Consider the following 24,125-nt stretch of genomic DNA (forward strand, 5'->3'; position numbering starts at 1 on the left):
TGACGCTGCGCGATGATCCTGATACGGTGCAAGCCACGTTGACCTTCGAACAGAGTGAGCAGTCACTCCGCGGGGACCGACGGTCGCGTACCGCTTTCCGCACCGGTGTATCGCTGCTGCACGAGGAATCCAGATGCCAGGCAACCGCGACCAGCGGCCACAACCCCGCGTCACTCAGCGCAGATCTCTGCGATCCTCCCTCGGCGTCCCGTTCGTTGTGCCTCTGGTCTGTCTGACCGGGCTCGGGGGCTTTACCGTCGCAAGCCTCGCGCAGCAGCAGATCCAGCAACACGACGACGCGGACCCCCCTTCCTCCGTCGCGCGGCCGGACGAGTCGCCGGCCCAGCCGCGGGACGGGCAACCCGCCCTGAGTGCGCAGTGGAACAACCTGGCTCCCCACGACCATGGCGTGACCGGCGGCCCAGGCGCACCGTTTCCGGCTGCGGCATTCTCGCGGACGCCGGCCACCGAAAGTCTGCTCGGCAGCTCAGGGGCGCCGACCGCCGCTTCGCCGGACAGTCTGGCGGGCACCGAAGATGACCGGGCCGACGAGCTGCTTCTTGTCGCACTGGTGAGCAGCGGCATCACCCTCGCTGTCGCCGTGGGCGCCGCGGTACTGGCCAGACGCGCCCGGGACGCCCGGCGCTCGACACTCGGACGCCTTTCCGCACTCCAGGAGGGTACGCAGCATTGGGCGACACACCTGCCTGATCTTCTGAACCGAATAGAGCGCGGCGAACGCATAGATCTCGATGCACTCGTCCCGTTCGGACCGCAGGCGACTGATCAGGACCACATCGCTCAACTCTCGACCCACATCGACCAGCTGGTCCGCATTGCCGCCCAGAGCACGATGCGGCAGTCCCAGGGACGCCAGGGCACGGAGAAGGTCGTCGGCCAGCTGATCCGCCGCGCCCAGACCCTCATTCATCGCCTGATCAACCTGTTGGACGACCTCGAACGCAAGCACGAGGACTCCGATCTCCTCAAGGACATCTTCAAGGTCGACCACCTGGCCACCCGCGTGCGACGGCACACGGAGAACCTGATGATTCTCAGCGGTGCCACTTCCGGGCGCCGCACCACCACACCGCCTACCTCCATCACCGACGTGATGCGTGGCGCAGTGGCGGAGACCGAGCATTACACCCGGGTGCACGTCGTGAACACGCCGGACGACCGGAGGGTCGCCCTGGCGGGCCGGGCCGTGGGAGACGTCACGCACCTTCTTGCAGAACTCATCGAGAACGGCACCCAATTCTCCCCACCCGACACGCAGGTCACGGTCAGAGCGGCAAAGGTGGCCCGAGGACTGGCCCTGCAGATCGAGGACCAAGGCCTCGGCATCCAGCCGCAGCAGCGAGACCACGCCAACGAGCTGCTCGCGCACCCGCCGCGGATCGACATGACGGCCCTGGGCGAAGACCCACGCCTGGGGCACTTCGTGGTGGCGAAGCTCGCCGAGAGACACCGCATCAGGGTGGTCCTGCGCGCATCCGATTACGGCGGCACCCTCGCGCTCGTCCTTCTGCCCAGTGAACTGCTGGAAGTTGTTCCCTCGCCGGTCCTCGACCAGCTGCAGTCGGCAGCACAGGCCACGGGCCGGGCAGCTGTGAGCCGGCCCGAAGCGCCCTCGCCAGCCGTCACCGGCGGCCGATCGTCGACCGAGCGCGACGCGCTGCCGAGCGTGGGCGCCAACAGAGGATCGCTGGACGAGCCGGTCACCCATTCGCCTGTGCCGGACTACAGCGGCTTTCCTGAGTACGGAGGTGCCGGACTGCTTCCTCCGCCTCCAGGACATCACGCCCGGCCCGTTGTTGACCCCCCCGGCCGGACAGCCCCGACGGGGTACGCACAGCCCAGCCGCGCCAGGCACCCGGAAGAGAGCACGGGACATCCCGTCAACTCGGGCATGTCCGCAGCTGATGTTCCGGGACACGGCCTTCCACATCGCCAGAGGCCTCCGGCAGAGCCGGGGCCTCCTCAAGAGCATGCAGTTCCAGGCCTGATGCCCGCTGACACCCTTGACCACCCCGACGTCCTGCCGCGGCGTGTGAGGCGCGCCAGCCTCGCGCCGGAACTGCGGCGCGAGCCGACGCCGAACGATCCCGGCGCGGGCGAGGTCCACGACGCGTTCCTCGACCCGCAGGCGGCGGCCCGCACGATGGCTGCCATCGACGCGGGAATCAGGCGGGCCGGACTGAGCAACGAGGCACGCAACGTCCGCGGGTGGCAGGACGAATCGGCACCCCCAATGCCGACGAACGGTGAGGAACCCACGCAATGACTGACACGGTACACAGCGGCAAAGGCCTGGACTGGCTCCTGGACACCCTGGTGGAACGGATCCCAGAGATCCAGTGCGCCGTCGTGCTCTCTGGGGACGGTCTCCTCATTGGCAAGTCCCAGACCATGCATCGCGATGACGCCGAACATCTATCCGCCGTGGCTTCAGGCGTCCACGCCTTGGCCCGCGGCGCTTCCGACCGATTCCGGGGCGGATCCGTCCAGCAGTCGGTCATCCAGATGGAGAGGGCGGTTCTCTTCATCACTACCGCCGGCTCAGGAGCCCGACTGGCGGCGATCGCCTCGCATGAGGTGGATCTCGGGATGCTTGCGTTCGAGATGGCCACCCTCGTCAGGCAAGTTGGCCAGTACCTGACAGCAGCGCCCCGTGTCCAGCACATGCCTGCCGGCCCTGCACAGGATGGCTGAGCCACAGTGGCGTGACGGCCCGCAGGACGGGCGCTACCTGAGGCCTTACGCCATCACCCGCGGGCGCACTCACCACGGTCGTCACGGGTTCACCCTGATCACCCAGGTCGTAGCACGTTCCGATGGGAAGGCACAGCGCCGCCATCTGGAGCCGGAGGCGACCCAGATCCTGGAACTGTGCCGAGGCCGGGTGATGGCCGTCGCCGAGATCGCCGCGCAGCTGAACCTGCCGGTGAGCGTAGTGAAGGTGCTATGCGGCGACTTGCTCGATGCTTCGCTGGTCCTCGTCCAGGCGCCGCCCGGACGGAACACCCAGCCGAGCGTAGAAGTCATTGAAAGGGTGATCGATGCAATTCGCGAACTCTGAGCCGGTCATGCCTACAGCGCTGAAGATACTCATCGCCGGAGGATTCGGCGTGGGCAAGACGACCATGGTGGGCTCCGTGAGCGAGGTTGCTCCTCTGCAGACGGAGGAGCGCATGACCGAAGCGAGCCTGGGCATCGACAACTTGACCGGCGTCGAGGCCAAGTCGTCGACGACGGTCGCCATGGACTTCGGCCGTATCACCATCGGCCCGGAACTCGTGCTCTACCTTTTCGGCACACCTGGCCAAGACCGCTTCTGGTTCATGTGGGACGACTTGGCCACGGGCGCTCTCGGTGCAGTCGTCCTCGCTGACACACGACGGCTGGAGAGCTCCTTCGCCTCGATCGACTTTTTCGAGGAGAGAGGGATTCCCTTTGCGGTAGCCGTCAACTGCTTCCATGGACGCTGCGGAAGCTCGGCCGAGCAAGTGCGCGCCGCACTGGACCTCGACACGGATACACCGGTCCTGCTGTGCGACGTGCGCGACCGCGACTCCAGCAAGGAAGTCCTGCTGACCGTCTTGGGAGCGGCACGCGCGCGTGCGGCCGCCCGCCTCGCGTCCGTGGCCGGTGCTTAGACGCGATCGGAAATTCTTGTCGGCGTACACCCGTGAATGTGGCTCTGACAAGATCTTCAAGGTCGGAGATCATCTCGCGGGTGCGGCAGCCGCATGGCCGTACTTCTGGCCCGGCAGCCCTGCCGGCGCGTCGAGTTCGACGCGCTGGCGGCCGCCGAACAGCGGGACTCACTCGTCCACACCTGCCCCCGCCGCCCGGCGCCAAGTGCTCGCCGACGCCGCCCAGGGCTTGGTCCGGCGCGACCTGGTCCAGCTCCCTCTGGGGACGCCCGGGTGCGACCACTCCGCGCACCCGCCCCTCTCCCCCCTGGGGGTCAAACGCCCCGCCCTGCCCCGCACACCCCGCATCCGGCCCAGGACCCGGGCGTGGGTAGCGCAGCTGTCCGGGCTCGCCGCCCTGGCACTGACCAGCGGCAACCATGCGCCGCTGGATCCGGTCAACACGCTGCTGCGGAACCAGCCGGACGCTGAGCCACTGCATCGAACGGCGCGGCTGGTCACCCGAAGGATCCGGCACGGCCCCCCGTACCGAAAGCCCAGGACTCGATGTCGCGGTAGTGGATCGGTCCGCGGCTGCGCCCGGCGTTGCTGCCGACCAGGTGCAGGCGTTCGGCGGCCCAGCGGCGACCGGCGAATCCGGTGAGAGTTCCGGCGATCTCCCGTACCGAGGAGTGATCTCCCCGGCGGGCACGCGCCAGCGTCAGATGAGGGCGCAGGGGGCGTTCCTCGAAAGCGACTCCGCAGTTCCTGACGGCGGTGCGCACGTCGCCGGCGAGTACGTGCAGCGCGTCGAGGTCTCCGTCGATGCCGCTCCACAGCACCCGGTCGTCGAAGCTCCCGCCGTCTCTCAGGGCCAGGCGAAGCGGCCGGCGGTTCGCCGCGAGCGCGGCCAGCGGCGGTCGCAGCGACGGAACCACGTCGGCGGGCAGTTCCCCGAGGAACGCCAGGGTGACGTGCCAGTCCTCGATACGGTTCCACCGCATCCGCGGATACGCGGTGTAGGCGGGACGCAGTTCCCGGGCCAGCTCCTCCTTCGCGGGGTCGGGCGGAGCCAGAGCGATGAACACGCGCACGGTCGTCGGCTGATTCTGATCGTTCACACCGGACTTCGTACCGCACGCGGGTGACGTATGCGAAGGCCGGGCGGAACAACGCCGTGCCCCCACGCCCACGTCAGGTGCTCGCGGTGCCTTCTTCCGTGATTCTTACGGGACTCTGACGCCCTCCGCCGGTTCCTTGAGTCCGGCCGTCATGTCCGCGACCGTGGTCACGCAGGCCACCGGGGACGACCTCCTGGGTCACAGGACTGCCCGCCTTCACCAAGCCCGGTGGGCGGGTTGCCGCGGTGCAGTGAAGCGGCCTCCGCGGCAGGACGCCCCGGCACGTTCACCGCGTGCTGGGGACGTTCCCCTCAACGGGCCGACGGTCTCTCCCGGGTGTGCGCCGGGGTGGCACCCGCCGCGCCCTCGGATGTCGGGTCAGGGACGCAGGTCCAGTTCACCGTCGATGATCTGCTTGCAGACCTCCAGCATCTTCGCCTGGTGGGAACGGGCGTGGCGGCGCAGGGCCTCGAAGGCCTGGTCGACCGTGCTGTGATGGCGTTCGGCGAGGATGCCCTTGGCCTGTTCGATGGTGATCCGGCTCTGCAGGGCCGCGTCCATCTGGTTGCGTTCCGCGTAGGCGTGCGTGATGGTGCGCTGCTGGAGGATGGCGATGGTCGCCACGTCGGCGAGGGTCTGTCCCAGACGGATGTCGGCCAGGGTGAAGGGGCGGTGGCTGTCCTGGAACAGGTTCAGGGCGCCGATCACCTCCTCGCGCAGTCGCATGGGCAGGACGTGGGTGGTGGTGAAGCCCGCCTGGAGGGCACGCGCGGCGAAGTCGGGGAACGCCGCCGCGGTGGCGGGCTGCGTGAGGTCCACGCCGATACGCTGTGCTCCGGTGCGGTAGCAGTCCACGCAGGGACCCTGGTCGTGCTGCAGGGCGAAGAGTTCCAGCAGGCGGGTGTGCTCGTCGGAGGCGGCCATCACCTGCAGGGTGCCGCCGGGATCGGCGAGCATGATGCCGACCGCGTCGACGTCCAGCAGTTCGACACAGCGGCCGCACAGCATGTGCAGGAAGTCGATCAGATCGAAGTCGTCGACGAGTGTGTCGACGGCCTCGACGACAGTGGCCAGCACACGTTCCTCGCGGTTCATGCTCCTCATCCCCTTGATTCACCGGCTTCACCCGGCATTGGTCCTTCGTACGAAAGACGCAGACGCCGTGCGACCACGTCATCGGCGACCTGAACTGTGGTGCGTCCTTCCTCGAAGGCGTGTGCGCGCAGAAGCAGCAGTGCGTCGGCGAGCGACACGCCCGCCTGCACGCTGATCATGCCGGTGGCCTGGTGGACCGCCCCCCAGTACAGATCCGAGGGGGCTCGCGCCTCGGCGAACGCGGTGAGCTGCTCGGAGGGAGGCCCGGCGATCATCGCGGTCAGCGCCCGGGTCAGGATCAGCGCGTCGTTCATCGCCGGAACCTTCAGATGTCCGGCCGTCGCCCGTTGCAGGGTGAGCGTGCCCCAGCAGGCTCCTCCCAGGGTCAGCGGCAGGCAGAAGAGGGCGCCGACAGCATGGTCGGCCAGGGCGGGCAGCAGCATCGGCCACCGGTCTTCACTCAGCGCCGCGACCTCCGGGACGAGGATCGGGGAGAGGGTGCGGCTGACGTCGGGGCCGGGGCCCTGGCCGAGGGTGAACTGCGCCTCCTCCAGCCACGTACTGGTGCCCGGGCTGGCCCACACCAGTTCGTTGGGCGTCGCGCCGACCCTGAGGGAGACCGCCACCCCGTCCACGCCGAGCACCTGCGCGCACACCGCGGGGTCTCCGCCGACCAGCGACGATCCGTCGCGCCGCGGGCGCAGCTGGGACAGCACGACGGCCATTCCCGCACTGGCGCTCACAGCACTCTCCGCTCTCCGGGGCACAGACACGTTCCACTGCGCACCCGGACTCCCACCCTAACGCCCCTGTTCGTCCGCCATGGCGGAGTGAGAGGCGTCGGTCAACACGCGGTGACCGCACCGGCGGCCTGGTGGAGGGGTGGCGGGTACCCTGCGGACCCGGCTCCGGCGTCGCTTCGTCTAGGTCGGTCAGGGCCGGATGGGCGTTGACGACGAGGAGGCCCGGGATGCGGGCGCGGGCCTGGAGCCGGAAGCGGTCGGCCGCGCCGAGCGAGCCCGGGGCGCTGCGCAGACGTCCGTGACACTCACAGGACGGTCCGCCGGAGGTCCTCGCTCCCTCTTCTCTGCAGGCTGCCTCCGTCCCCACGCGCCCCCTCCGAGAGCGCTGAGCGGCAGCGACGAACACCGACCGGCGCCCGGGCCGTCGGTCTGCCGAACGCGGGCCCGGCGCTCTCCGTGCGGCGGATGCGGCCGGGCGCCGTGTTGACGATTGGCGCGACACGGGCGCGGTCGGCACGATGCGGGCGCGGCGGGGAGGCGGCTGCGGAGGGAAATTCGCTCGCGGAGTTCTCCGCGACCAGGGGCCGGGGCCGCGGAGAGCCGGCCGGGCTGTTTTCCCAACCCAGCCCATACGGTAGCCCAGCCATCACTCGACGAACGACGGCAGGACGCGGCGACCGGGACACAGGCCGCGCCGCCCCGTAGAGCCAACGGGGTGCAGTGTCGGCGGGCATCGGCTCCCGGGCGGTGTGCGGCCGACACCGGCCGTCCCGCGAGCGGCTCCCCGCGTCGTGGCGGCGGGGGCCCGTGGGGTCACGCCGCAGTACAGGGGCGGCTTGCTTTGTCATCAACATCAGGTGCCTGTCCAGGTGACGCGCCGCCGAGATGAGTGCCTGCCCGCGCTGCGGCCCGCCGTCGTCGTTCCGCAGTACAGGTCGTCCGCAGAGCGGGCCACCGTCATCGCGTCATGGCCGCTTCTCGGACGTGACGGTGAACGGGCCGGTGGCGCGGGCCACGCACGGGGTGACGTCGGTGGTCTCGCCCGCCGCCATGCCCGCTTCACACAGCCGGCCGCCGCTCTCGCGCAGGTCGAGGTGGAAGCGCGTGGTCCTGCCGTCCTGCTTCAGAGCGTGGATGCGCTCATCGATGTAGCCGAGGTCGTTCAGGGTCTTGCGGACCTTGGCGGGGGTGGGCTCCTTGACCTTCTGCAGCGCCTCGATGATGCGCTGTTCGTGGTGGACGCTCGCGCACCAGTCGCGGCCGCCCAACTCCGATTCGGGTCCGGTGGGGGGAGCGGGTTCGATCGGGTCGGTGGGGGGCGTCTCCCCCGGGGCGAGGCTCGGCACCGGCTTGGTGCCGGTCGGTTTTCCAGGTGGCGCCATCGGGCTGCCGCCGGGCGCCGGGCACGTCTGCGCGTACGTGGCGAGCATCGCCACGAAAGCCCTCTGCTCGGGAGACGGCTGAGTGGAGCTCGCCTCGGGATCCACACTGGTGGCGGCCCTTACCTGCGGGGCGCCGCCGTCCAGCTCGCTTCCGCAGCCGATGAGTGCCAGGGAGGCGACAGCGGCGAGGGAGACGGCCGCGAGGCCATGACGGTGGCGGACGAACGCCTTTACGGAGCAACGGTTTTGCGTCATAGGCGGAGTCTCCAGCCGTCCCCGATCACCCCGCTTGAGTACGCGTACTCATCCCTTGCAGGTCATCACCAGCCGACGGACGTTCCCGTACGCGGAGGAAGCGCGCGCACCCGCGCGCGGAGCACCTGAAGCGTGACGTGAGCAATGACCGGCGATCGTCGCTGAGTTGCCCTCAGCTCCCGCTGCGGTGCCGGCGGCCGGCCCAGGCAGCGCCGCGGATCCGCTTGGTGCGGCCGGCTCCGGCGAGGATCGCAAGCGCCTCGGTGTTCGTCCCGGCTGCGCTCGTGAACTGGAGCCCCGTCCTCTCCGGTCAGACCGCCGAACCAGCCGGCGCGGGTCAGGGCACTGACCAGGCGGCAGGGTCCGCATGACCGGAGGCCATGGGTACGGCGAACGTGTCGAGCGGCTCGCTGAACCACGAGGGGTGGACGGTGGTTCCCATCACTCGCTCCATCAACGCGAAGATCTTCACGCCCCAGATCTCCGTCTGGTCGTTTACGTCGATCAACCCACGGCACCACTCGGTGTCCCAACGAGGGTCTCCCGCCCGCAGCGGCGTGACCGGCCCCCAGTGCTCTTCGAAGACCACGAGCTCGCCGTCCACGGCGTAGTGGACGCTGTCCGCCCCATTGATATCGATCTGCACGCTGAAGCACCGACCATGACGCGAGAGGGATCGCAGTACTCCCGGAATCGCTGTCGTGCAGCCACCGGCCTCCACCACGAACACCAGATCGCCGATGGTACCGACACCGACCAGGTCCTGGTCACGGCCACCCGGAGCCATCTCGTCCGCGGCTTGTCGAACCGTCAGGAGCCGGCCCGCGTCCGGGTCGCCGTGCAGCCGACGGATCACCTCATCGACCGCCACCCCGCCAACCACCGCAACGGTGGGCGAAATGTAGTCCTCCTCCAGCTCGTCGACCCAGGCGAACCGCTTCTCCGCGACTTCAGCAGCCGTCAACTCACCCATGTTGCCCTCCTGTCCGGAGCCCACTGCGGAGTGTGGACAGCCCGAGCGGCCTTGCAGGCGTCAGCCGCACGTACCCCCCGAGCAAACTCATGCTCGGCAGACTACGAGGAGCCCCTGACAGACCCCACCGCCGCTTCGCAGGACCGTCTGTCGTACCCATGTGACAGAGTTCTGCGTCATGGAAACGGACGGGTTCTGGGAGCTCATCGAGTCCGCACGCTCGCAGGCTGAGGAGAGCGGCACCTTCGACCAGGCGCTGGTCGGCCTGCTGGCCACCCGCTCGAAGCGGGAGATCCTGGAGTACCAGGAGCAGTTCGACGAACTTCACGGTGCCCTCCACCGCTGGGACATGTGGGCAGCGGCGTACCTCATCGGCGGCGGTTGCTCGGACGATGGCTTCATCGACTTCCGTGCAGGAGTGATCGCCCAGGGACGCGGCTGGTACGAACGGATTGCCCTCAACCCCGATGACCTCGCGGAACACCCCCTCGTAGTCGGGGCTGCAGCGGAAGACAATCACGACGCCCTGTTCTGCGAGGTGGTCAACTACTCGGCCGCCTACGCCTTCGAGCAGGTCCCCGGCCATGACGACTTCTACGAGGCCTGGAACGAGTTTCGCAACGCCCAACCCCGTGAACGGGCGGAGAGGGACATGGGCGAGGACTTCGACTTCGACGACGCCGAGCAGATGCACCGCCGACTTCCACGACTCGCCGCCCTCCACCTCCCGAACCACCCCGCGTGACGCTGGGACCGATCAAGGTCAGCCGGGAGACCTCTCGCATCGGTCATCCATCCGCTGATCAACGAGCTTGAACTGTGCTCTTCCTCTGCACTGTTGAGTCCTCGGCACGCGCCGCAAGGTATCCCCGCACCGCCGCGCCCGGCGGGGTATCCGTGCCCCGCCCCGCCCGGCGCATGGGGGCCGCCGCTCCTTCCGCGTGCTGGTCACCGACACCCCGCTGACCGGCGGTCCCCTCGCCGCCGAGCTGAAGATCAGCTATCTGCAGTGAGACAAGCCGACGTCCGGCCTTGAGATTCCGAGGCATGGCTCGGCCACCCGGGTGAGACAGCTCCTATCCTTCCTCGGTGCCCGTCGATCAGTACGTCTACTTCGCGCTGTCCAGCCGCGTCACCTCCGCGGCGGAAATGACCGCAGTCCTTGAGCTGGAACCAGACGAAACGGTCGTCCGTGGCAGCCGCTGCCCCGAGCCCGAGGCAATCCCGGTTCTCCACCGTTGGAAGATCGTCTGCCGCGAAGCGGGACTGTCAGTCGACGAGCAGATCGCCCGCGTGCTTGCGCGCCTCACCCCGCACGGCGAGGCCATCGCCGCTCTCGCTCGACGCCTGGACGATGAGGACCGTCAAGGCCCGAGCGCCGTCCTTGAGATCGTGCGCTACTTCAACGACGCCCCCGTTCGGCAGGACCCTTCCCGCGGGGACGCCCCCGCCGAGCCCCCGAACCTGTTCGGCTGGCATCTCGGCCGCGAGGTGCTCGACTTTCTCCACCTCACCGGGGCCGTCCTGGATGTCGATGAGTACGACCTGACTCAGGACTAGATCCTGGCCAAGGCGCAGGGTCAGGCACCAGAGGTGGGAGTGGCCCCGGGTGCGAAGGGAGGTCCTGGCGGCGTGCGGGATGCTGTCGTGCTCGTCGTCGAGCCACGGATCGCGGTCGCGGATGGTGGGGCTTCCGGCGCGTCAAGGCAATCAGCCGGTGGTCATCCGTGGGCCCGGTACCCAACGTGCCGACGCCCATATACGGCCTTGACCGACCACTCACCGAGGAACACCCACCGAAATGGCCGCAGACCCGGCGTCACTCAGCGCGCCACTTCCGCACCCACCTCACCAGATCCCGTTGTTCGAGTTCTTCGAGCGACAGGTTCCACTGCGAGTCCTCGTCTGCGAAAGGCATAGAGCCAAAGGCACCGACAACCCGCTTGAATCTCTCCTCGAGCTTCTCGGGGTCTGCGTCGTTGTCCTGATCGATCTCGAGCTTGCGGAATTCGAAGAGGCTGTACATCAAGGATTCGACATCCCGGTGCAGCTGAATGTATCCCTCAGATCCTTCCGGGAAGGCATACACCTACGACGAGGGGCGCCCGGTGACCACCGGGCGCCCCTCGTCGTAGACCCATAGATATTGATCACGAGAACGCCCGCCATGCGAGGTCGAATCAACATCTGCGGAAGTGACCCAACCCCCGGGGCCCCGGCCGACCCTCCAGCAGCCGAAGGGCCACCAGAATGGACCTGTCTGCCCTCGCGAGCCAGGGCGGAAGCAGCCAGGCTGGCTATGAGGCCGCCCGGCGACGCATACGCCGGGGGAGGGAGCTGATCACCATGGCGATTCCAGTTGCATTCCACGACCGCCCGGTCCGGGTGAACGCGCGTATCGACTCGCCACTGTCCCGATGGCTGTGGCTCGTGAAGTGGCTCCTCGCCATTCCGCACTACGTGGTGCTGTTCTTCCTCTGGATCGCTTTCACCGTGGTGACCGTGATTGCGTTCTTCGCCATCCTGTTCACCGAGCGCTATCCCCGTGCCCTGTTCGACTTCAACCTAGGAGTGCTGCGCTGGAGTTGGAGGGTCTCGTACTACTCGTACGACGCCCTGGGCACTGACCGGTATCCGCCGTTCAGCCTGGGCGAGGAACCGGACTACCCGGCACGGCTGGACATCGCCTACCCGGAGCGGCTCTCCCGCGGCCTGGTGCTGGTGAAGTGGTGGCTCCTGGCCATCCCGCACTACATGGTCATCGGCTTCTTCCTCGGGGGTGCCCACCTCGGGTGGTGGTCCGGTGGCCTGATCGCCCTGCTGACGGTCATCGCGGCCGTGATCCTGGCCTTCACCGAAAAGTATCCGAAGGATCTGTTCGACCTGATCATTGGCCTCAACCGGTGGGTCCTGCGTGTCACCGCCTATGCCACCCTGATGACGGACAAGTACCCACCGTTCCGGCTGGACCAAGGCGGCTCGGAGATGACCGCTCCGGAAGAGCGGGCGTGATCGCCGCGCTGGCGCATGTGCTCATCGGCGCGTGATTGCGCAGCACCGCCGATGCGAACACTGCGCAAGCGCGGCGATGCAGTCCCGCGTGCGGACGTTGAGCTGACGGCCGCCGTCGTTGGTGCGCAGCCGGAGCCGGGCATCGGTGATCACAGCGCGAGGGCGGCGCGTGGGCGGTGACATGGCGGTACGACACACCGCCGGACGGCTGCGCTGACCAATCAGTCGCCGTGATACACCGACGCGACCGGCAACCCCGTACGCATCCCTGGGTGGGGCGCCTCGAAGAGCTCGGTTCGCCCGGCCCTCACCCAGCGCGCTTTCGGGGTGCGAGGCGCGCCTCGGTTTCCTCGATGGGGACGTCGTGTCCGGCCTCGCACCGCACTGCGGGCATGAGCGGAGCGCCACAGCCGGCGTGTGCGAGTTCGACTCCGCCGTGCACGCCTTCCTCTGTGGTCCGTCCCCAGCGCATCAGCGTGACGAGCAGCGGAAACAGGGCTCGGCCGCGGTCGGTCAGTACGTACTCGTAGCGGGTGCGTGCGCCCGGTTCGCGGTAGGGGCTTCGTTCCATGAGTCCGTCGGCCACGAGCTGGCGCAGTCGTTTGGAGGCCACCGTCTCGGCGAGGCCGGTGCGTCGCACCAGGTCGTCGAAGCGGCGTCCGCCGTAGAACGCCTCTCTGACCAGCATCATCGCCGAGCGGGTGCCGATCACTTCCAGGGATCGCTCCATGGCGCACCAGCCGGCCACCGTGAAGGCGTCCCGGTCGGTGAATTCGCCCGTGCGCGTGAAGACCGTGTCTTCACCCTTGAGGTCAGCGCGTTCCATGGCCCCATTCTAGCCTGGCTAGCATTTTGAGCAGTCAGACTGCTACGTTCCTGGCTATGCAAAACAGCAGTCAGCAGTCCGCGGCAAGCGCGGCACGCCCTCCTGCCCAAGCGGCCCCAGGCCCCTTCGCCCCTTCTGCCGAGCACTCAGGCATACCCGCGCGTCCCTGGCGGGGCGTGCTCACCGTGTGTCTGGGCGTGATGATGGCGTTCGTCAACGTCTCGTCCACGATCGGCGCGCTCGGCGCCATCCAGCAGGACCTGCAGCCCTCGGCGAGCACGCTGGTCTGGGTGACCAGCGCCTACTCCCTGGTCGTCGCCAGCCTGGTGATGTCGGCCGGCACACTCGCCGACCTGATCGGCCGACGCACGGTCTTCCTCGGCGGAGCAGCAGTCTTCACCGCCGGCAGCGTGCTCGCGTTCGCCGCCGACAGCACCGGGCTGCTGATCACCGCGCAGGCGGTCATGGGCCTGGGCGGCGCGGCCGTCCTCCCCGCCAGCCTGTCGATCGTCAGCCATTCCTTCAGCGACCCCCACCAGCGGACGAAAGCGATCGGTGCCTGGGCCAGCTGTTCCGGCCTCGGCCTCGCGGTCGGCCCGCTTGGTGCCGGCCTGCTCCTGAGCCACTTCACCTGGCATGCGGTGTACCTGATCGACGTCGTCATCGGCGCCCTCACCGTGATCCTCACGCCGCTGCTGGTGACCGAGTCCAAGCACCCGACCCGACGACTGGACCTTCCCGGAGTGTTCCTGGGCACGATCGCGATCGCGTCCGCGACCTACGCGATCATCGAGGGCGGCTCCTCCGGCTACACCTCCGGCCGCATCCTCATCATGTACGCCGTGTTCGCCGTCTCTCTCGCGCTGTTCCTGACCGCCGAGGCACGCCATCACGACCCCATGCTGGACCTGCGCCTGTTCCGCAACCCCTCCTACACCGCGGTCATGGGCGTCGCCGCGGCCTCCATGTTCGGTTTCGTCGGCATCTCACTGCTTGCCGTCCTGTACATGGAGCGCGTCCAGCAACTGTCCGCGCTGGCCACCGGCGTCCGCCTGCTGGCCATGTTCGCCACCTACATCGTGGTCAGCGCGCTCGCCGGACGCCTCGTACAGAAAGTCGGCTTCGCCCTCATGCTGACCGCCGGCCTCGTCGTCCTGGGCGCCGGAGCCCTCGTCCTGCTGGCCATCGGCCCCTTCACCGGTTACAGCGCCCTGTGGCCCGGGCTGCTGATCGCAGGCATCGGCTCCGCGCTGTTGACCGCGCCCTCGACCGCGGCCGCGGTCAACAGCGTTCCACGCCTGCAGGCCGGCATGGCCAGCGCCACCGTCAACATGTTCCGCCAGATCGGCTCCGTCCTCGGCCCCAGCATCCTCGGCACCATCGTCACCACCCGCTTCCCCCACTACCTCCAGGACCGGCTGGTCGCCGCAGGCGTGCCTGCCCCTGACGCCGCCCGTATCACCGCCGGCGGCGTCCACGGTGACATCACAGGCGAACTGCCCGCCCAACTCGCCCACACCGTCACCGACTCCGCCGCCCGCGCCTTCACCGACGCCGTCCACCTCGGACTGCTCATCGCAGGCATCACCCTGCTCGTCATCGCGATACCCACCGCAGTCTTCGTACGGCACCGCAACACGGCAACCTGACCCAAGTCAGGACGCACTGAGCGAAGACAGTCAGAGCGTGCTCGCTGCGCTGCGGGTGCGTGTGAGAGTTCCTGAGGAGGAGGCGGCAACGGGGAGCGCGGTCGCACCCCGAGCCGCTCCCCCTGTGACCGGCTCGGCAAGACGATCACACCGACGGAGACAGGGCCGTGCCCGCCAGGCCGCCAGCCCGGCGAGGGGACTCATAGTCGGTGCGCCCGGCTCCGTCCGCATGGCCGCGACCCGCATGCGCCACGGTCGGACGCGCGAGGAGGGCACGCCTGGACGAACACCTACGGCGCCGCGTACCTCCCGCCCGACAGGGCGGGATACCCCTGGCAGGGCACCTGCTCGTCCCGGCCTCCCCCGAGCAGGCAGGCAGTCAGTCATCAGCGGCGAACTCGCCTCTTCCCCACCGGATATGGCGCGCAGCCAGATGCGTGGCGAGCGAGGAGACGCCCGCTGGCCCTGCCCCCGCCGGAACGCTGTCCGACGGTACTCGCGCCACCAATCGAACGCCCGACTACGTCAAGGATGAGATACTTTCGGCCGCCGGGGTGTCAGAACCGGCCGCCTGGGCACTCGCGGCCCATGTCCGGAGAACACGCACGCCCCACAAGCGGCCTTTTCCGTTCCGCACCCGCCCCGCACGAGGCAAGACACGGGCGCCGCGAAGGGTTCGGCAGGCGACTGCGCCGCAGAATTCTCGCGTACCGCGACATCGAGTTCCTCTCCACCCACATCCCCGGCGACCCCGGCCCCGGCCAGGACTGCCTGCTCCTGGTCCACGTCCGCAAGGTCGTCGGCCAGATCCACTACCGGCTCTGCACCACCTGCACCGAAGGTGTGATCACCGGCGTCGACATCGACGACCGCCTCCTCTCCAGCGGACTGCCCACCCGCGCCCTGTCCCACCTGCGATCCCGCCACCCCGACATCACCTGGCGCAGCACCCTGACCCGGCGCACCACGCGTGACCTGCTGCGCCGCATGCGCGTTCCGGCCACCTCGACCGACATCGCGTGCGTCCACACCCGCGCCGCGCCGGACCCGCTGCACACTGTCGGCTGACGAATCCTGCAGACCTCACGTATCCGGTGCGGTCCCGGCCCAAGTGCTCGCGACGGTGCCCGCCGGCTGGTGATCACGCTGCGAACGATCGCCGGTGCAGTGAAAGCGGCCCCGGTCGTCACGGTGGGCACCTGCCCTTCCTCCCTCAGCGCAGGTGTGCACCGGGGTCGGCCGATCCCGGTCTCCGGCCGACCTCGGACATCGACACCGCCGTCCGCGATGACGTCCGGCAGGAGCCGGCATCGTCCTCATGCTGAGCGACGTGCCGGCCTGCAAGAAGGCCGTTTCGTGGGCGGCGCCTTCGTGGGCAGGAGACGCCGCAGGCTGCGGGCGCAAGCTGCAGCCGCGTGTCTGCTCCCTGCGGCAGGGCACGTGGTGTTTCGTGAACGCCGCTTCTGCCTGACTGCACCCGCAAGGAGATTCGATGGCGCCCCTGGCCCGTCTCGTCGTACGGCACCGGTGGTGGGCCATCGCTTGCTGGGTTCTGCTGGCTCTGGCCGGCGCCTTCGCCGCGCCTCGCGCTACCGACAAGTTGAGCTACGACTTCGGCCTGCCGGGTTACGCGGGCTACGAGACGAACCAGGAGATCGTCCAGCGCTTCGACTCGGGCGGCGAGAACGCCCCGGTGCTGATGGCCGTCACCGCGGAACAGGAAGCGCTCGGGACTGCGCAGGCCAGGCAGGTCGTGGCCGCTGTGGAGCGAGTCCATCCCGGCGGCCGGCTGGTGGACTGGGAGCAGGAGCCCGATTTGCTGGCCGAGGACCGGCGCACCGGTGTGGTGCTCGTCTTTCCCCGGCCGCTCAACGGGGCCCCCGAACCCTATGCCCGGGTTCTTCCGGCTCTCAAGGAAGCAGCTGCGCAGGCGAGTCGGTCTTCCGGTGCTGACGTGACCGTCACGGGTCAGGCGGCACTCGCCGAGGCGGGCGGCAGTGGGGGTGAGGCCGGTGTCTTTGCCGAGACGCTGTTCGGCGGCATCGGCGCGCTGGTGGTGCTGGTGCTGGTCTTCGGCTCCGTACTCGCCGTCACCCCGCTCGTCGTCGCCATGGCATCGATCCTGACGACCTTCCTCATCATGTGGGGACTGACCGCACTCACCGAGATCTCGTTCATCGTGCAGTTCCTCCTGGCCCTCATCGGTCTGGGCGTGGCCATCGACTACGCGCTGCTGATCGTCACCCGCTGGCGGGAAGAGCGTGGCCAGGGGGCCTCGCCGGAGGAGGCGGTGGTGAAGTCGATGGCCACCGCCGGGCGTTCGGTGCTCTTCTCCGGCGTCACGGTCGCGATCAGCCTGGCTGCCCTGATCGCGCTGCCGGTCCCCTTCCTGCGCAGCGTGGGCTTCACCGGGCTGCTCATCCCGCTGGTCAGTGTGGCCACCGCGCTGACTCTGCTCCCGGCGTTGCTGATCGTCGCGGGCCGCCGCCTGGACTGGCCGCACCGCCGCCGCAGCGAACCGGACAGCAGGCTGTGGCGCCGCATCGCGACGATTGTGGTGAGGCACCGATGGATCTGTGCGGCCGCCAGCCTTGTCGTTCTGCTCGCGCTGGCCGCCCCGGTGCTCGGGCTGCGGCTGGGTGCGCCGAGCAATGACTCCGTGATCAGCGCGGGCGGCACGGCCGCACGTGCGCTGCAGCAGGTCCAGGACGCCGGGCTCGGGGACGGACTGACTCAGCCGGTCGAGGTGCTGACCCGGGATCCGCACCGTGTCCGTTCCCTCGTTGCGGAGGTGCCGGGCGTGGCCGGCACCGCAAGTCCCACCCGGTGGCGCCGCGGCGACCTGACCGTCGTCGATGTGTGGACGGCCCGGGATCCGGCGACGGCAGACGGCACGGCGGCCGCGAAGCGGATCCGCACAACGGCGCAGGAGGCAGGGCAGCGGGTGGGTGGCGTTCCCGCCCAGGACGCCGACTTCGTCGAAGCCGTCTACGGCAACGCCTGGTGGATCTGCGGGATCATCGTGCTGGTGACTTTTGTGCTGTTGGTTCGCGCGCTCCGATCGGTCGTCCTGCCGCTGAAGGCCCTCGTCCTCAACGTCATCTCACTGGCGGCCGCCTATGGGATCACCGTTCTGATCTGGCAGGAGGGATACGGCACCGAGCTGCTCTTCGGCCAGAGCGCCACGGATGCCATCACCACCTGGATCCCGATCGCGGTCTTCTCGTTCCTGTTCGGACTGTCGATGGACTACGAGGTGTTTCTCCTCTCCCGCATCCGCGAGGAGTACCTCCGCTCGGGCTCGACCGACCAGGCCACCGTCGACGGCGTCGCCAAAACCGGACGTCTCATCACCTGCGCGGCGATCATCCTCTTCCTCGCGTTCATCTCGCTCTCGCGAGTGCCGGCCACGGACGTCAAGATCCTGGCCACCGCGCTCGCCCTCGGCATCCTGATCGACGCCACGATCGTCCGCGGCATCCTCGCCCCCGCGCTCGTGGCGGCCCTGGGGAACGCCAACTGGTGGCTCCCGTCTCTCGTCAAGAAGCGCCCCTGCGACACCAGCTGACCGCGACTGGGGCGAGGAGGCTCGGCGGCTCCATGTGGCAGACGTGCGCAACGTGCTGATCGAGCCCGGCGCGGGCCCGGCGGCATCGTCCTGCGCGTCTCCGGCTGCGTCGCCCGGACTGAGACCGGAATCTAGTCACATGCGAGCCCAATCAGCCGTAAAATGCCCGGTGTCCGTCTTATTCGATCACGTGGCGGCATCCGCGCAGATGCAAGATCCGGAGGAGACGGTGCAATTCCATCCTGGGGCGTCACCCGCTCCCGAGCCGCGCCACGGCGCGGCCACACCGCAACCGAACTCGCTGGTTCGGCCTTACGCGGTGACGGGCGGACGCACTCGCCCTGTCCGGCACCTGGCCATGGAAGCACTCGTCCACACCACCGCTCCCCCGAGCGCGTGCACCAGCCAGGTACCCGAGCACGACAAGATCTGCCGGCTGTGCGTAGAGATCCAGTCGATTGCCGAAATCTCCGCCCTGCTGGGGCTTCCCCTCGGAGTGGCAGGCGTACTGGTGGCCGATATGGCCGCGGCCGGACTGGTCACCGTGCACGAACCGGCCGCAGCCACCGCCGGCACCGGACCCGATACGGACCTGCTGCACCGAGTACTCACCGGACTGCGCGCCTGGTAGACGGCCTTGCTTCCGGGCCACTCCGCTCGCACCGTGTGGCGGCCGGTGATCACGAGAGGGATGGGCTGTCCGATGTCGAGGACGTCGGTGAGAAGACGACGACGCAGTTCGAAGAAGTCCACGCGGCGCAAGCGAGGCTCGTCGCGTCCGCAAGAGCTGCGACCGGACAAGACGACGCCCCCGGCGATCGCAGCCGTGCCGTGAGCCTCGAACAGAGGCGAGGCGCACCCGGGTTGCCCTGGGTGCTCAATCGGCCTGGGCGATCCAAGCGCTGGTCATGGACTGCACGGCCGAACCGTCGCCGTCCGCGAGCTTCACGGCGGTGAATGCGCGCGCAGCGTCGGAGGTCTGCACGCGGAAGGTGGGCTGCACGGCTTCCAGCAGCTCGACGATCGGTTCCGCCGCGCCTTGCGGGGTCTGCGCGGCGGCGAAGGCATCACGGGTGCGGGCCAGGTAGGCGGCCAGCGCGGGCCCGTAGGGGCCGGCCTGCTCGATCACGGTGTCGCGGCCGGCCACATTGCTGACGAATTCGCTGGCGACCGCGCCCGGCTCCACCACGCTGAGGGCCACGCCGAGGGTCGCCGCGACCGGGGCCAGCGATTCCATGAAGCCCTCGACCGCGAACTTGGCCGCGCAATATGCCTCGTTGAAGGGCTGTCCGACCACGCCGCCGACGCTGGTCACGGTCACCACACGGCCCTTGCTCGCTCGCAGCAGGGGCAGAGCCGCCTTGGTGACGTGCAGGACGCCGAAGAAGTTGACCTCCATCACGGCGCGCACATCGTCGACGCTTCCCTGCTCGAGCGTGCCGAGGTGACCGGCACCGGCATTGTTGACCAGCGCGTCGAGACGGTCGAGACCCGCCAGGCAGGCTGTCACCGAGGCCGGGTCGGTCACATCCAGCGCGCGCACCTCGACACGCACGCCCGCCGCCTCAGCCTGCGCCAACAGAGCGCCCGCCTTGGCGGTGTCGCGCATGGTGGCGATGACGTGCCAGCCGCTTCGTGCTGCCGCGACGGCGGTGGCGAGGCCGATGCCGGAGGAGGTACCGGTGATCAGAACGGTCTTGGGATTCATCTACAGCGCCTTACTTATGGATCATAATTACTATCTCAGATAACTATGCGACCCGATATTTCATGTTGTCAAGCACATGGATAGACTGATCTCATGCCCACGCCATCGGACGACACGACCAGGGAGGTTGTCGGCCTCTTCGCCGCCATCAACCGCCGCTACGCGCAGGAGTCCGAGGCCGCAGCCACCGCCCACGAACTGACCCCGCTCCAGGCCAAGGCACTGCTCGCCACCGAGGACGCGGTCCCGATGCGCCGCATCGCCGACCACCTGCACGCGGAGCCGTCCAACGTCACCGCGATCGTCGACCGCCTGGAGCGCCGCGGCCTGGTCGAGCGCCAATCCGACCCGGGCGACCGTCGCGTCAAGTTCGTCGCCGCCACGACGGCCGGCCGAACCGTCATCGCCGACCTGCGCACCCGCATGCCCTTCGCCGGTGCCCCGCTGGCCCGGCTCACCGCGGAGCAGCGCGCGTCATTGCGTGAACTGCTGCAGCTGATGCTGGAGGAGGCCTGACCGAACCGTCAGAGGTGTGATCTGCATCACAATGCGGCAGGTGTGCGGTGGTTGCTCGCATGAGGGGTCGATCCGCTGCGGGGCGTGCATCGCGCCTATTCACTGAGAGCGAGTGGCCTTAAGCCTCAACTCGCCTTCGATTTACGCGAGATGCCCGGCTGGGCGGGGACGGTGGGCAACGAGCGGTACCCCGGCGCGAGCGGGCGCGGGGCGGGCCGCGTCCGCGGCGGCCCCTGAGGTCTCGTGAAGGTCGGAGAGCGGTCTCAAATTTCGGTTCACGCTGCGGCGGTATTCACCGCCCGCCCCATTCCGGCAAATTGAAGTGCAGGGCTGCGGGACCCCTCAGGACTGGGGCTTCTGATACGTGTGGGGACACTCCAAAGGCCATTGTTTTCCCGCGGGTTGACGGCAACACTCGTCTTTACACGGAGTCGGTGCCGCATTCCCGGTCTTCCGGGAACGGGTGCCGCCGCGTGGAGAAGGGAAGGTGAAGTCCGATGGGCATGAAGATGACGATGACCACCCGCTGTTCGGTCTCTGTGCGTTGGCAGCACGTGCAGGTGGTCATCATCGTCATCGTCCTCGTGTTCCTGAGTGTGATGACTCATGGGCACGGCGACGTGACGCTGCTCGACGCACTGTTGCCGCGCGTCTGAGGGGTGAACAGATCCCTCTGGGGGCGGTTGCCGGGAGACCGGTGACCGCCCCTTCACCCTTTCTCAGGCTAGCGCACAAGGGCCAGTCCCTGAAGGGCAGTCGACTCCCATTCGAGCGACGCTCTTGGAACTATCCGGTAGCGAGCGCTCCCGAGCGTCCTGTGTATGCGAATTGAACACCTACGGCGGGAAAGGGCGGCGACTCCGTGGCCTGTTCCTGGTTCCGGGCAGCGCAATTGGTGATCACACGGAAAGGACACGGCGGAATTCGGCGATGCCGTAGTCGTCCGGTGAGGTGATGGCGACTCCCTGCGCCTCCACCCATGCGTGGAAACGGTAGGGGTCGTCCGCCGTGCCGATGCACCACACCGCCCGTCGGCCGGTCAACGCCAGGACCGCGAGGGTGGCCAGGGACAGTTCCAGGCAGGCGGCCCGTCCGGGGTACAGCCGGGCCGCGCGCCGCACCGCTGCGAGCGAGGCTGACGCATGCTCCGGTGACGCATCCCTCCGGCACCAGGTGCGTCCGATCCGGTTCACCGTACTGCAGACGGCGCGTAGGGGCAGTCGGATCAGCAGCAGAGCGCCGAGGAGTGCGAGCAGGCCGAGTGCCGTGGCCGCGGCGGCGCGCGGGGTGCGGCCGCCTTCGTGCCGGACCGGTGCGGCGGCCATGGTCATCTGCGCTGCCGCCAGGGGGACTTCGGCGGCCGGTGGGACCGGGGCGGGCGGGGGCGCCGGTGCCGGTCCGGACGTGGGAGGCGTCAGGCCGGCCGCCGGATCCTGGTCGAGGTACTGCCTGGCCATGGGGCGCGTCGTGCCGGGGGTGCGGGCGGCGAGGAGTCCGCGGTCGATCAGGGCGTCGGCGAGGCGGCGGGCGTCCCCGCGGATCCGGTCGTGGTGCAGCTGCGGGTGACGGCGGGCCAGGAGCAGCACCGCGGCGTCGAAGTTCCCGGTGCGGCACCATTCCTGCCACAGCGTGCGGGCCATGGGGTTCATTGCGAAGCAGTGACCGGAGCGCACGTCCAGCAGGACGCTGCCGCCGTGGGGTGAGATGCTCTCGCGGACGTGCTCGGACACGCTCAGCTGCGTCATGGCCGCTCCTGCCCGCCGTCGCCGGCCGTGAGCCACAGGTCCGCGCCGAGCAGGCGGTTGAGCGCCGGGAACGGTACCGGCAGGCCTGCGACCGCTCGGTCGAGTGAGGCGATCACCCGCGAGGGTTCGATGATCCCGAGGTCTGCGAGTGGTGATCGGGTGAGCCGCGCTTTGAGACGGGCCGCCGAGCGGCGGGCGCCCTGGTAGTTCTCCGCCGCGTAGTCGCCCTTGGTCCTGCGCCGCAGCACGGGGTCGGGGACCAGGCCGGTCAGTGCGGCTGCCAGCAGCGGCTTGGCAGTGAACGGGTCGATCCTGCGCGGCAGCGACAGGCGTGTGCAGGCCCGTACGACTTCGCTGTCCAGGAAGGGGGCGTGGGGCCAGATGCCGAACGGCCGGGCGGTGGAAGTGAACTGCGCTTGGACATCGGCGGAGTTGCGCAGCTCGCACAGGACGGCCCGGGTGCCCGGTGTTGCAGGCGTGGAACGGGAGCAGGCCGACTGGGCCTGTTCTTGGGCCAGTTCGGCCAGGTGCCGGCGTGCGCCCGTGGTCAGCCAGGCCGCCTCGGGTCCCGGGGCGGGCCACCAGGCGACCGCGTCCGCCCACTGCGGTGGGCGGTCCAGGGGTTTGTCGAGGTGGGTGGCGAGGTCGCTCATCGCCTGGTGCAGGGGGGTGCGGGCCAGGCGCCGCGCCCGCAGGATCACGTCCGTCGGGGAGAGTTGGCGCATGCGGGCCAGCGCACGTGCGTCGGTCAGAAGCCGGCGCAGCCCGGCGGTGGCTGCGATGTCGCCGAGGTACGAGGGCGGTGCGGCCAGCAGGGCATCGCCGCCCTCCCCGGTCAGATGGATGCCGGGGCCGCCGCGCGCGATGTCGTCCAGTCGCAGCCGCTGTCGTGCGCCGATCGCCGCCGCCGGGTCGGGCTGGTCTGCGGGGCCGTGCGCCGGCAGGCCGCTGTAGGGCAGAGAGTCCTTGCTGCCGCGGGTGACGGTGAGTCGGATCGTGGCGGCCTGCCCGGCGTGGGCCAGCGCGTGGGCGAGATCACCGGCGGGCGCGTCGGGGTGGTGGTAGACGAACGCCTCCAGCGGCGGCCTGTTGGTGGTGCGGGCGGCCAGGAAGGCCAGTGAGGTGGAGTCCAGCCCGCCGCTCAAGTCCGAGGTGATTCGCTGGGTGCCGCCGGTGCGCAGGGTGACCGCTTGGGTGAGAGCTGACCGCAGTCGGGGCGCGCTGTCTTCGAACCGCGCACTGGGGTCGGGGCTGAGGTCCTCGTACGTCCAGTGGGTGAGGGCGCCAGAGGGTGCGATCCTCAGCGCCTGTCCGCCGGCGAGACGGTGGGTCCCGGCGAAAGCGGTGCGTCCTTCGGTGAGTTCGGGAACTGCGGGGCAGACGATGTGCGCAGCGAGCGCTGCCGTGTCGGTCCGTTCCGCTGTTCCCGCCAGAGTCGCCGCGGTCCTGGCGCGAGTGGAAAGGACCGTGCCCTGGCCGTGGCGCGCGTAGTAGAGGGGGAACTGCCCCGCCGGGTCGGCGTACGCGGTGAGGTGGCCGTCGTCGAACACGAGGAGCAGGTAGGCGCCGGGCCACCGCGTCAGACGTTCCCAGTGGCCGTCCCGCCGTGTGTGCCGCAGGTCCTGACGCATGGTCGCCTCGTCGGCGAGGCACTGGCCGACGGCGGCCAGCCGGGTGTGCTCGCACCGAACGGTACGGACCTCACCGGGATGCCAGGGACCCCAGGACCACAACACGGGTTCGCCGGGCCAGACGCGAGCGGCCCCGCGCGGCGGCGAGGGAGGTGCCGGTGACAGCCATCCGGCGATGGTGGGCGCGTCAGGGGAAGGCGGAGCGAGGGGCGGGCGGCAGAGGTCCGTGGCGGCGGGCGCCGCGAAAGGGGGCATGACAGCTG

23 protein-coding genes are annotated in these 24,125 nt (G+C 69.2%); 13 read left to right on the plus strand and 10 right to left on the minus strand.

From position 1 onward, the window contains the following. The first annotated feature begins 133 nt into the window (after positions 1-133). The 4 genes from ACZ4NT_RS04245 to ACZ4NT_RS04260 are packed head-to-tail and all read left to right on the plus strand — an operon-like array spanning position 134 to position 3,659. A complete protein-coding gene (locus ACZ4NT_RS04245; protein WP_467723265.1) occupies positions 134-2,287 on the plus strand; it encodes a sensor histidine kinase in 2,154 nt (717 codons plus the stop codon). Next, positions 2,284-2,715, plus strand: coding sequence for a roadblock/LC7 domain-containing protein (locus tag ACZ4NT_RS04250; RefSeq protein WP_121409302.1), 432 nt, complete (start codon positions 2,284-2,286; stop codon positions 2,713-2,715). Before ACZ4NT_RS04245 ends, ACZ4NT_RS04250 begins: the two co-directional genes overlap by 4 nt. Further along, entirely contained in the window at positions 2,708-3,082 is a 375-nt protein-coding gene (locus ACZ4NT_RS04255; RefSeq protein ID WP_121409303.1) for a DUF742 domain-containing protein, read from the plus strand. Before ACZ4NT_RS04250 ends, ACZ4NT_RS04255 begins: the two co-directional genes overlap by 8 nt. After that, a complete protein-coding gene (locus tag ACZ4NT_RS04260) occupies positions 3,063-3,659 on the plus strand; it encodes an ATP/GTP-binding protein (protein WP_121409304.1) in 597 nt (198 codons plus the stop codon). The genes ACZ4NT_RS04255 and ACZ4NT_RS04260 overlap by 20 nt, the downstream gene beginning before the upstream one ends. 497 nt (positions 3,660-4,156) lie before the next feature. On the opposite strand, the gene thpR is transcribed toward ACZ4NT_RS04260, so the two are convergent. The 5 genes from thpR to ACZ4NT_RS04285 form a co-directional block, all read right to left on the minus strand. Further along, positions 4,157-4,759 (minus strand): RNA 2',3'-cyclic phosphodiesterase, encoded by a 603-nt coding sequence (gene thpR / locus ACZ4NT_RS04265; RefSeq protein ID WP_467723268.1) that lies wholly within the window; start codon positions 4,757-4,759, stop codon positions 4,157-4,159. 378 nt (positions 4,760-5,137) lie between these two features. Continuing rightward, complete coding sequence (locus ACZ4NT_RS04270) at positions 5,138-5,854, minus strand: GAF and ANTAR domain-containing protein (protein WP_121409306.1); 717 nt, start codon at positions 5,852-5,854, stop codon at positions 5,138-5,140. Positions 5,855-5,859: 5 nt separating this feature from the next. Continuing rightward, on the minus strand, positions 5,860-6,597 hold the full coding sequence (locus ACZ4NT_RS04275) for a GAF domain-containing protein (RefSeq protein WP_147464455.1): 738 nt from the start codon (positions 6,595-6,597) through the stop codon (positions 5,860-5,862). 965 nt (positions 6,598-7,562) lie between these two features. Beyond that, positions 7,563-8,234, minus strand: coding sequence for a hypothetical protein (locus ACZ4NT_RS04280; RefSeq protein WP_467723270.1), 672 nt, complete (start codon positions 8,232-8,234; stop codon positions 7,563-7,565). Between the two features lie 337 nt (positions 8,235-8,571). Then, on the minus strand, positions 8,572-9,207 hold the full coding sequence (locus tag ACZ4NT_RS04285; protein WP_467723271.1) for a DUF6461 domain-containing protein: 636 nt from the start codon (positions 9,205-9,207) through the stop codon (positions 8,572-8,574). A gap of 178 nt (positions 9,208-9,385) precedes the next feature. On the opposite strand from ACZ4NT_RS04285, the gene ACZ4NT_RS04290 reads away from it, so the two are divergent. Both ACZ4NT_RS04290 and ACZ4NT_RS04295 read left to right on the plus strand, forming a co-directional pair. Further along, complete coding sequence (locus ACZ4NT_RS04290) at positions 9,386-9,952, plus strand: DUF4240 domain-containing protein (protein WP_467723273.1); 567 nt, start codon at positions 9,386-9,388, stop codon at positions 9,950-9,952. 344 nt (positions 9,953-10,296) lie between these two features. Then, positions 10,297-10,767 carry a DUF4279 domain-containing protein gene (locus tag ACZ4NT_RS04295; RefSeq protein ID WP_467723275.1) on the plus strand — a complete coding sequence of 157 codons (471 nt, stop codon included), beginning with the start codon at positions 10,297-10,299 and terminating at the stop codon, positions 10,765-10,767. Between the two features lie 259 nt (positions 10,768-11,026). Here the strand turns inward: ACZ4NT_RS04295 and ACZ4NT_RS04300 are convergent, their stop codons facing one another. Continuing rightward, positions 11,027-11,233, minus strand: a complete 207-nt coding sequence (locus ACZ4NT_RS04300) for a hypothetical protein (protein WP_467723277.1) — start codon at positions 11,231-11,233, stop codon at positions 11,027-11,029. A gap of 320 nt (positions 11,234-11,553) precedes the next feature. Between ACZ4NT_RS04300 and ACZ4NT_RS04305 the strand changes: the two genes are divergently transcribed. After that, positions 11,554-12,219, plus strand: a complete 666-nt coding sequence (locus tag ACZ4NT_RS04305; RefSeq protein ID WP_467723279.1) for a DUF4389 domain-containing protein — start codon at positions 11,554-11,556, stop codon at positions 12,217-12,219. Between the two features lie 307 nt (positions 12,220-12,526). Here the strand turns inward: ACZ4NT_RS04305 and ACZ4NT_RS04310 are convergent, their stop codons facing one another. Further along, complete coding sequence (locus ACZ4NT_RS04310; RefSeq protein WP_467723281.1) at positions 12,527-13,045, minus strand: winged helix-turn-helix transcriptional regulator; 519 nt, start codon at positions 13,043-13,045, stop codon at positions 12,527-12,529. 176 nt (positions 13,046-13,221) lie between these two features. Here ACZ4NT_RS04310 and ACZ4NT_RS04315 point away from each other — a divergent pair, with 176 nt between their 5' ends. The 4 genes from ACZ4NT_RS04315 (at position 13,222) to ACZ4NT_RS04330 (ending at position 18,893) form a co-directional block, all read left to right on the plus strand. Beyond that, complete coding sequence (locus ACZ4NT_RS04315; RefSeq protein WP_467723283.1) at positions 13,222-14,694, plus strand: MFS transporter; 1,473 nt, start codon at positions 13,222-13,224, stop codon at positions 14,692-14,694. 588 nt (positions 14,695-15,282) lie between these two features. Continuing rightward, a complete protein-coding gene (locus ACZ4NT_RS04320) occupies positions 15,283-15,762 on the plus strand; it encodes a hypothetical protein (protein WP_467723285.1) in 480 nt (159 codons plus the stop codon). Between the two features lie 424 nt (positions 15,763-16,186). Further along, entirely contained in the window at positions 16,187-18,262 is a 2,076-nt protein-coding gene (locus tag ACZ4NT_RS04325; RefSeq protein ID WP_467723287.1) for an MMPL family transporter, read from the plus strand. A 208-nt stretch (positions 18,263-18,470) separates the two neighbouring features. Beyond that, complete coding sequence (locus tag ACZ4NT_RS04330) at positions 18,471-18,893, plus strand: DUF742 domain-containing protein (RefSeq protein ID WP_467723569.1); 423 nt, start codon at positions 18,471-18,473, stop codon at positions 18,891-18,893. 246 nt (positions 18,894-19,139) lie between these two features. Here the strand turns inward: ACZ4NT_RS04330 and ACZ4NT_RS04335 are convergent, their stop codons facing one another. Then, a complete protein-coding gene (locus ACZ4NT_RS04335; RefSeq protein WP_121409314.1) occupies positions 19,140-19,970 on the minus strand; it encodes an SDR family NAD(P)-dependent oxidoreductase in 831 nt (276 codons plus the stop codon). Between the two features lie 93 nt (positions 19,971-20,063). Here ACZ4NT_RS04335 and ACZ4NT_RS04340 point away from each other — a divergent pair, with 93 nt between their 5' ends. Together ACZ4NT_RS04340 and ACZ4NT_RS04345 are read left to right on the plus strand one after the other, a co-directional pair. Then, positions 20,064-20,486, plus strand: a complete 423-nt coding sequence (locus tag ACZ4NT_RS04340; RefSeq protein WP_467723289.1) for a MarR family winged helix-turn-helix transcriptional regulator — start codon at positions 20,064-20,066, stop codon at positions 20,484-20,486. 497 nt (positions 20,487-20,983) lie between these two features. Further along, on the plus strand, positions 20,984-21,142 hold the full coding sequence (locus ACZ4NT_RS04345; RefSeq protein ID WP_183117254.1) for a hypothetical protein: 159 nt from the start codon (positions 20,984-20,986) through the stop codon (positions 21,140-21,142). Positions 21,143-21,385: 243 nt separating this feature from the next. Here ACZ4NT_RS04345 and ACZ4NT_RS04350 read toward each other — a convergent pair whose 3' ends face one another. Together ACZ4NT_RS04350 and ACZ4NT_RS04355 are read right to left on the minus strand one after the other, a co-directional pair. Beyond that, positions 21,386-22,231, minus strand: a complete 846-nt coding sequence (locus ACZ4NT_RS04350) for a lasso peptide biosynthesis B2 protein (RefSeq protein ID WP_467723291.1) — start codon at positions 22,229-22,231, stop codon at positions 21,386-21,388. Then, entirely contained in the window at positions 22,228-24,117 is a 1,890-nt protein-coding gene (locus ACZ4NT_RS04355; protein ID WP_467723293.1) for an albusnodin/ikarugamycin family macrolactam cyclase, read from the minus strand. The genes ACZ4NT_RS04350 and ACZ4NT_RS04355 overlap by 4 nt, the downstream gene beginning before the upstream one ends. Between the last annotated feature and the right edge of the window lie 8 nt (positions 24,118-24,125).

The organism is Streptomyces sp. NPDC026417 (genome assembly GCF_055567695.1).

Bases quoted from the DNA above. Each gene is read 5' to 3' on its own strand.
- ACZ4NT_RS04310 (WP_467723281.1), bottom strand. From the start codon at position 13,045: ATGGAACGCGCTGACCTCAAGGGTGAAGACACGGTCTTCACGCGCACG.
- ACZ4NT_RS04325 (WP_467723287.1), top strand. From the start codon at position 16,187: ATGGCGCCCCTGGCCCGTCTCGTCGTACGGCACCGGTGGTGGGCCATC.
- ACZ4NT_RS04290 (WP_467723273.1), top strand. From the start codon at position 9,386: ATGGAAACGGACGGGTTCTGGGAGCTCATCGAGTCCGCACGCTCGCAG.
- ACZ4NT_RS04305 (WP_467723279.1), top strand. From the start codon at position 11,554: ATGGCGATTCCAGTTGCATTCCACGACCGCCCGGTCCGGGTGAACGCG.
- ACZ4NT_RS04255 (WP_121409303.1), top strand. From the start codon at position 2,708: ATGGCTGAGCCACAGTGGCGTGACGGCCCGCAGGACGGGCGCTACCTG.
- ACZ4NT_RS04260 (WP_121409304.1), top strand. From the start codon at position 3,063: ATGCAATTCGCGAACTCTGAGCCGGTCATGCCTACAGCGCTGAAGATA.
- ACZ4NT_RS04330 (WP_467723569.1), top strand. From the start codon at position 18,471: ATGCAAGATCCGGAGGAGACGGTGCAATTCCATCCTGGGGCGTCACCC.
- ACZ4NT_RS04250 (WP_121409302.1), top strand. From the start codon at position 2,284: ATGACTGACACGGTACACAGCGGCAAAGGCCTGGACTGGCTCCTGGAC.
- ACZ4NT_RS04280 (WP_467723270.1), bottom strand. From the start codon at position 8,234: ATGACGCAAAACCGTTGCTCCGTAAAGGCGTTCGTCCGCCACCGTCAT.
- ACZ4NT_RS04350 (WP_467723291.1), bottom strand. From the start codon at position 22,231: ATGACGCAGCTGAGCGTGTCCGAGCACGTCCGCGAGAGCATCTCACCC.
- ACZ4NT_RS04320 (WP_467723285.1), top strand. From the start codon at position 15,283: ATGTCCGGAGAACACGCACGCCCCACAAGCGGCCTTTTCCGTTCCGCA.
- ACZ4NT_RS04345 (WP_183117254.1), top strand. From the start codon at position 20,984: ATGGGCATGAAGATGACGATGACCACCCGCTGTTCGGTCTCTGTGCGT.
- ACZ4NT_RS04285 (WP_467723271.1), bottom strand. From the start codon at position 9,207: ATGGGTGAGTTGACGGCTGCTGAAGTCGCGGAGAAGCGGTTCGCCTGG.
- ACZ4NT_RS04355 (WP_467723293.1), bottom strand. From the start codon at position 24,117: ATGCCCCCTTTCGCGGCGCCCGCCGCCACGGACCTCTGCCGCCCGCCC.
- ACZ4NT_RS04300 (WP_467723277.1), bottom strand. From the start codon at position 11,233: ATGTACAGCCTCTTCGAATTCCGCAAGCTCGAGATCGATCAGGACAAC.
- ACZ4NT_RS04245 (WP_467723265.1), top strand. From the start codon at position 134: ATGCCAGGCAACCGCGACCAGCGGCCACAACCCCGCGTCACTCAGCGC.
- ACZ4NT_RS04335 (WP_121409314.1), bottom strand. From the start codon at position 19,970: ATGAATCCCAAGACCGTTCTGATCACCGGTACCTCCTCCGGCATCGGC.
- ACZ4NT_RS04270 (WP_121409306.1), bottom strand. From the start codon at position 5,854: ATGAACCGCGAGGAACGTGTGCTGGCCACTGTCGTCGAGGCCGTCGAC.
- ACZ4NT_RS04340 (WP_467723289.1), top strand. From the start codon at position 20,064: ATGCCCACGCCATCGGACGACACGACCAGGGAGGTTGTCGGCCTCTTC.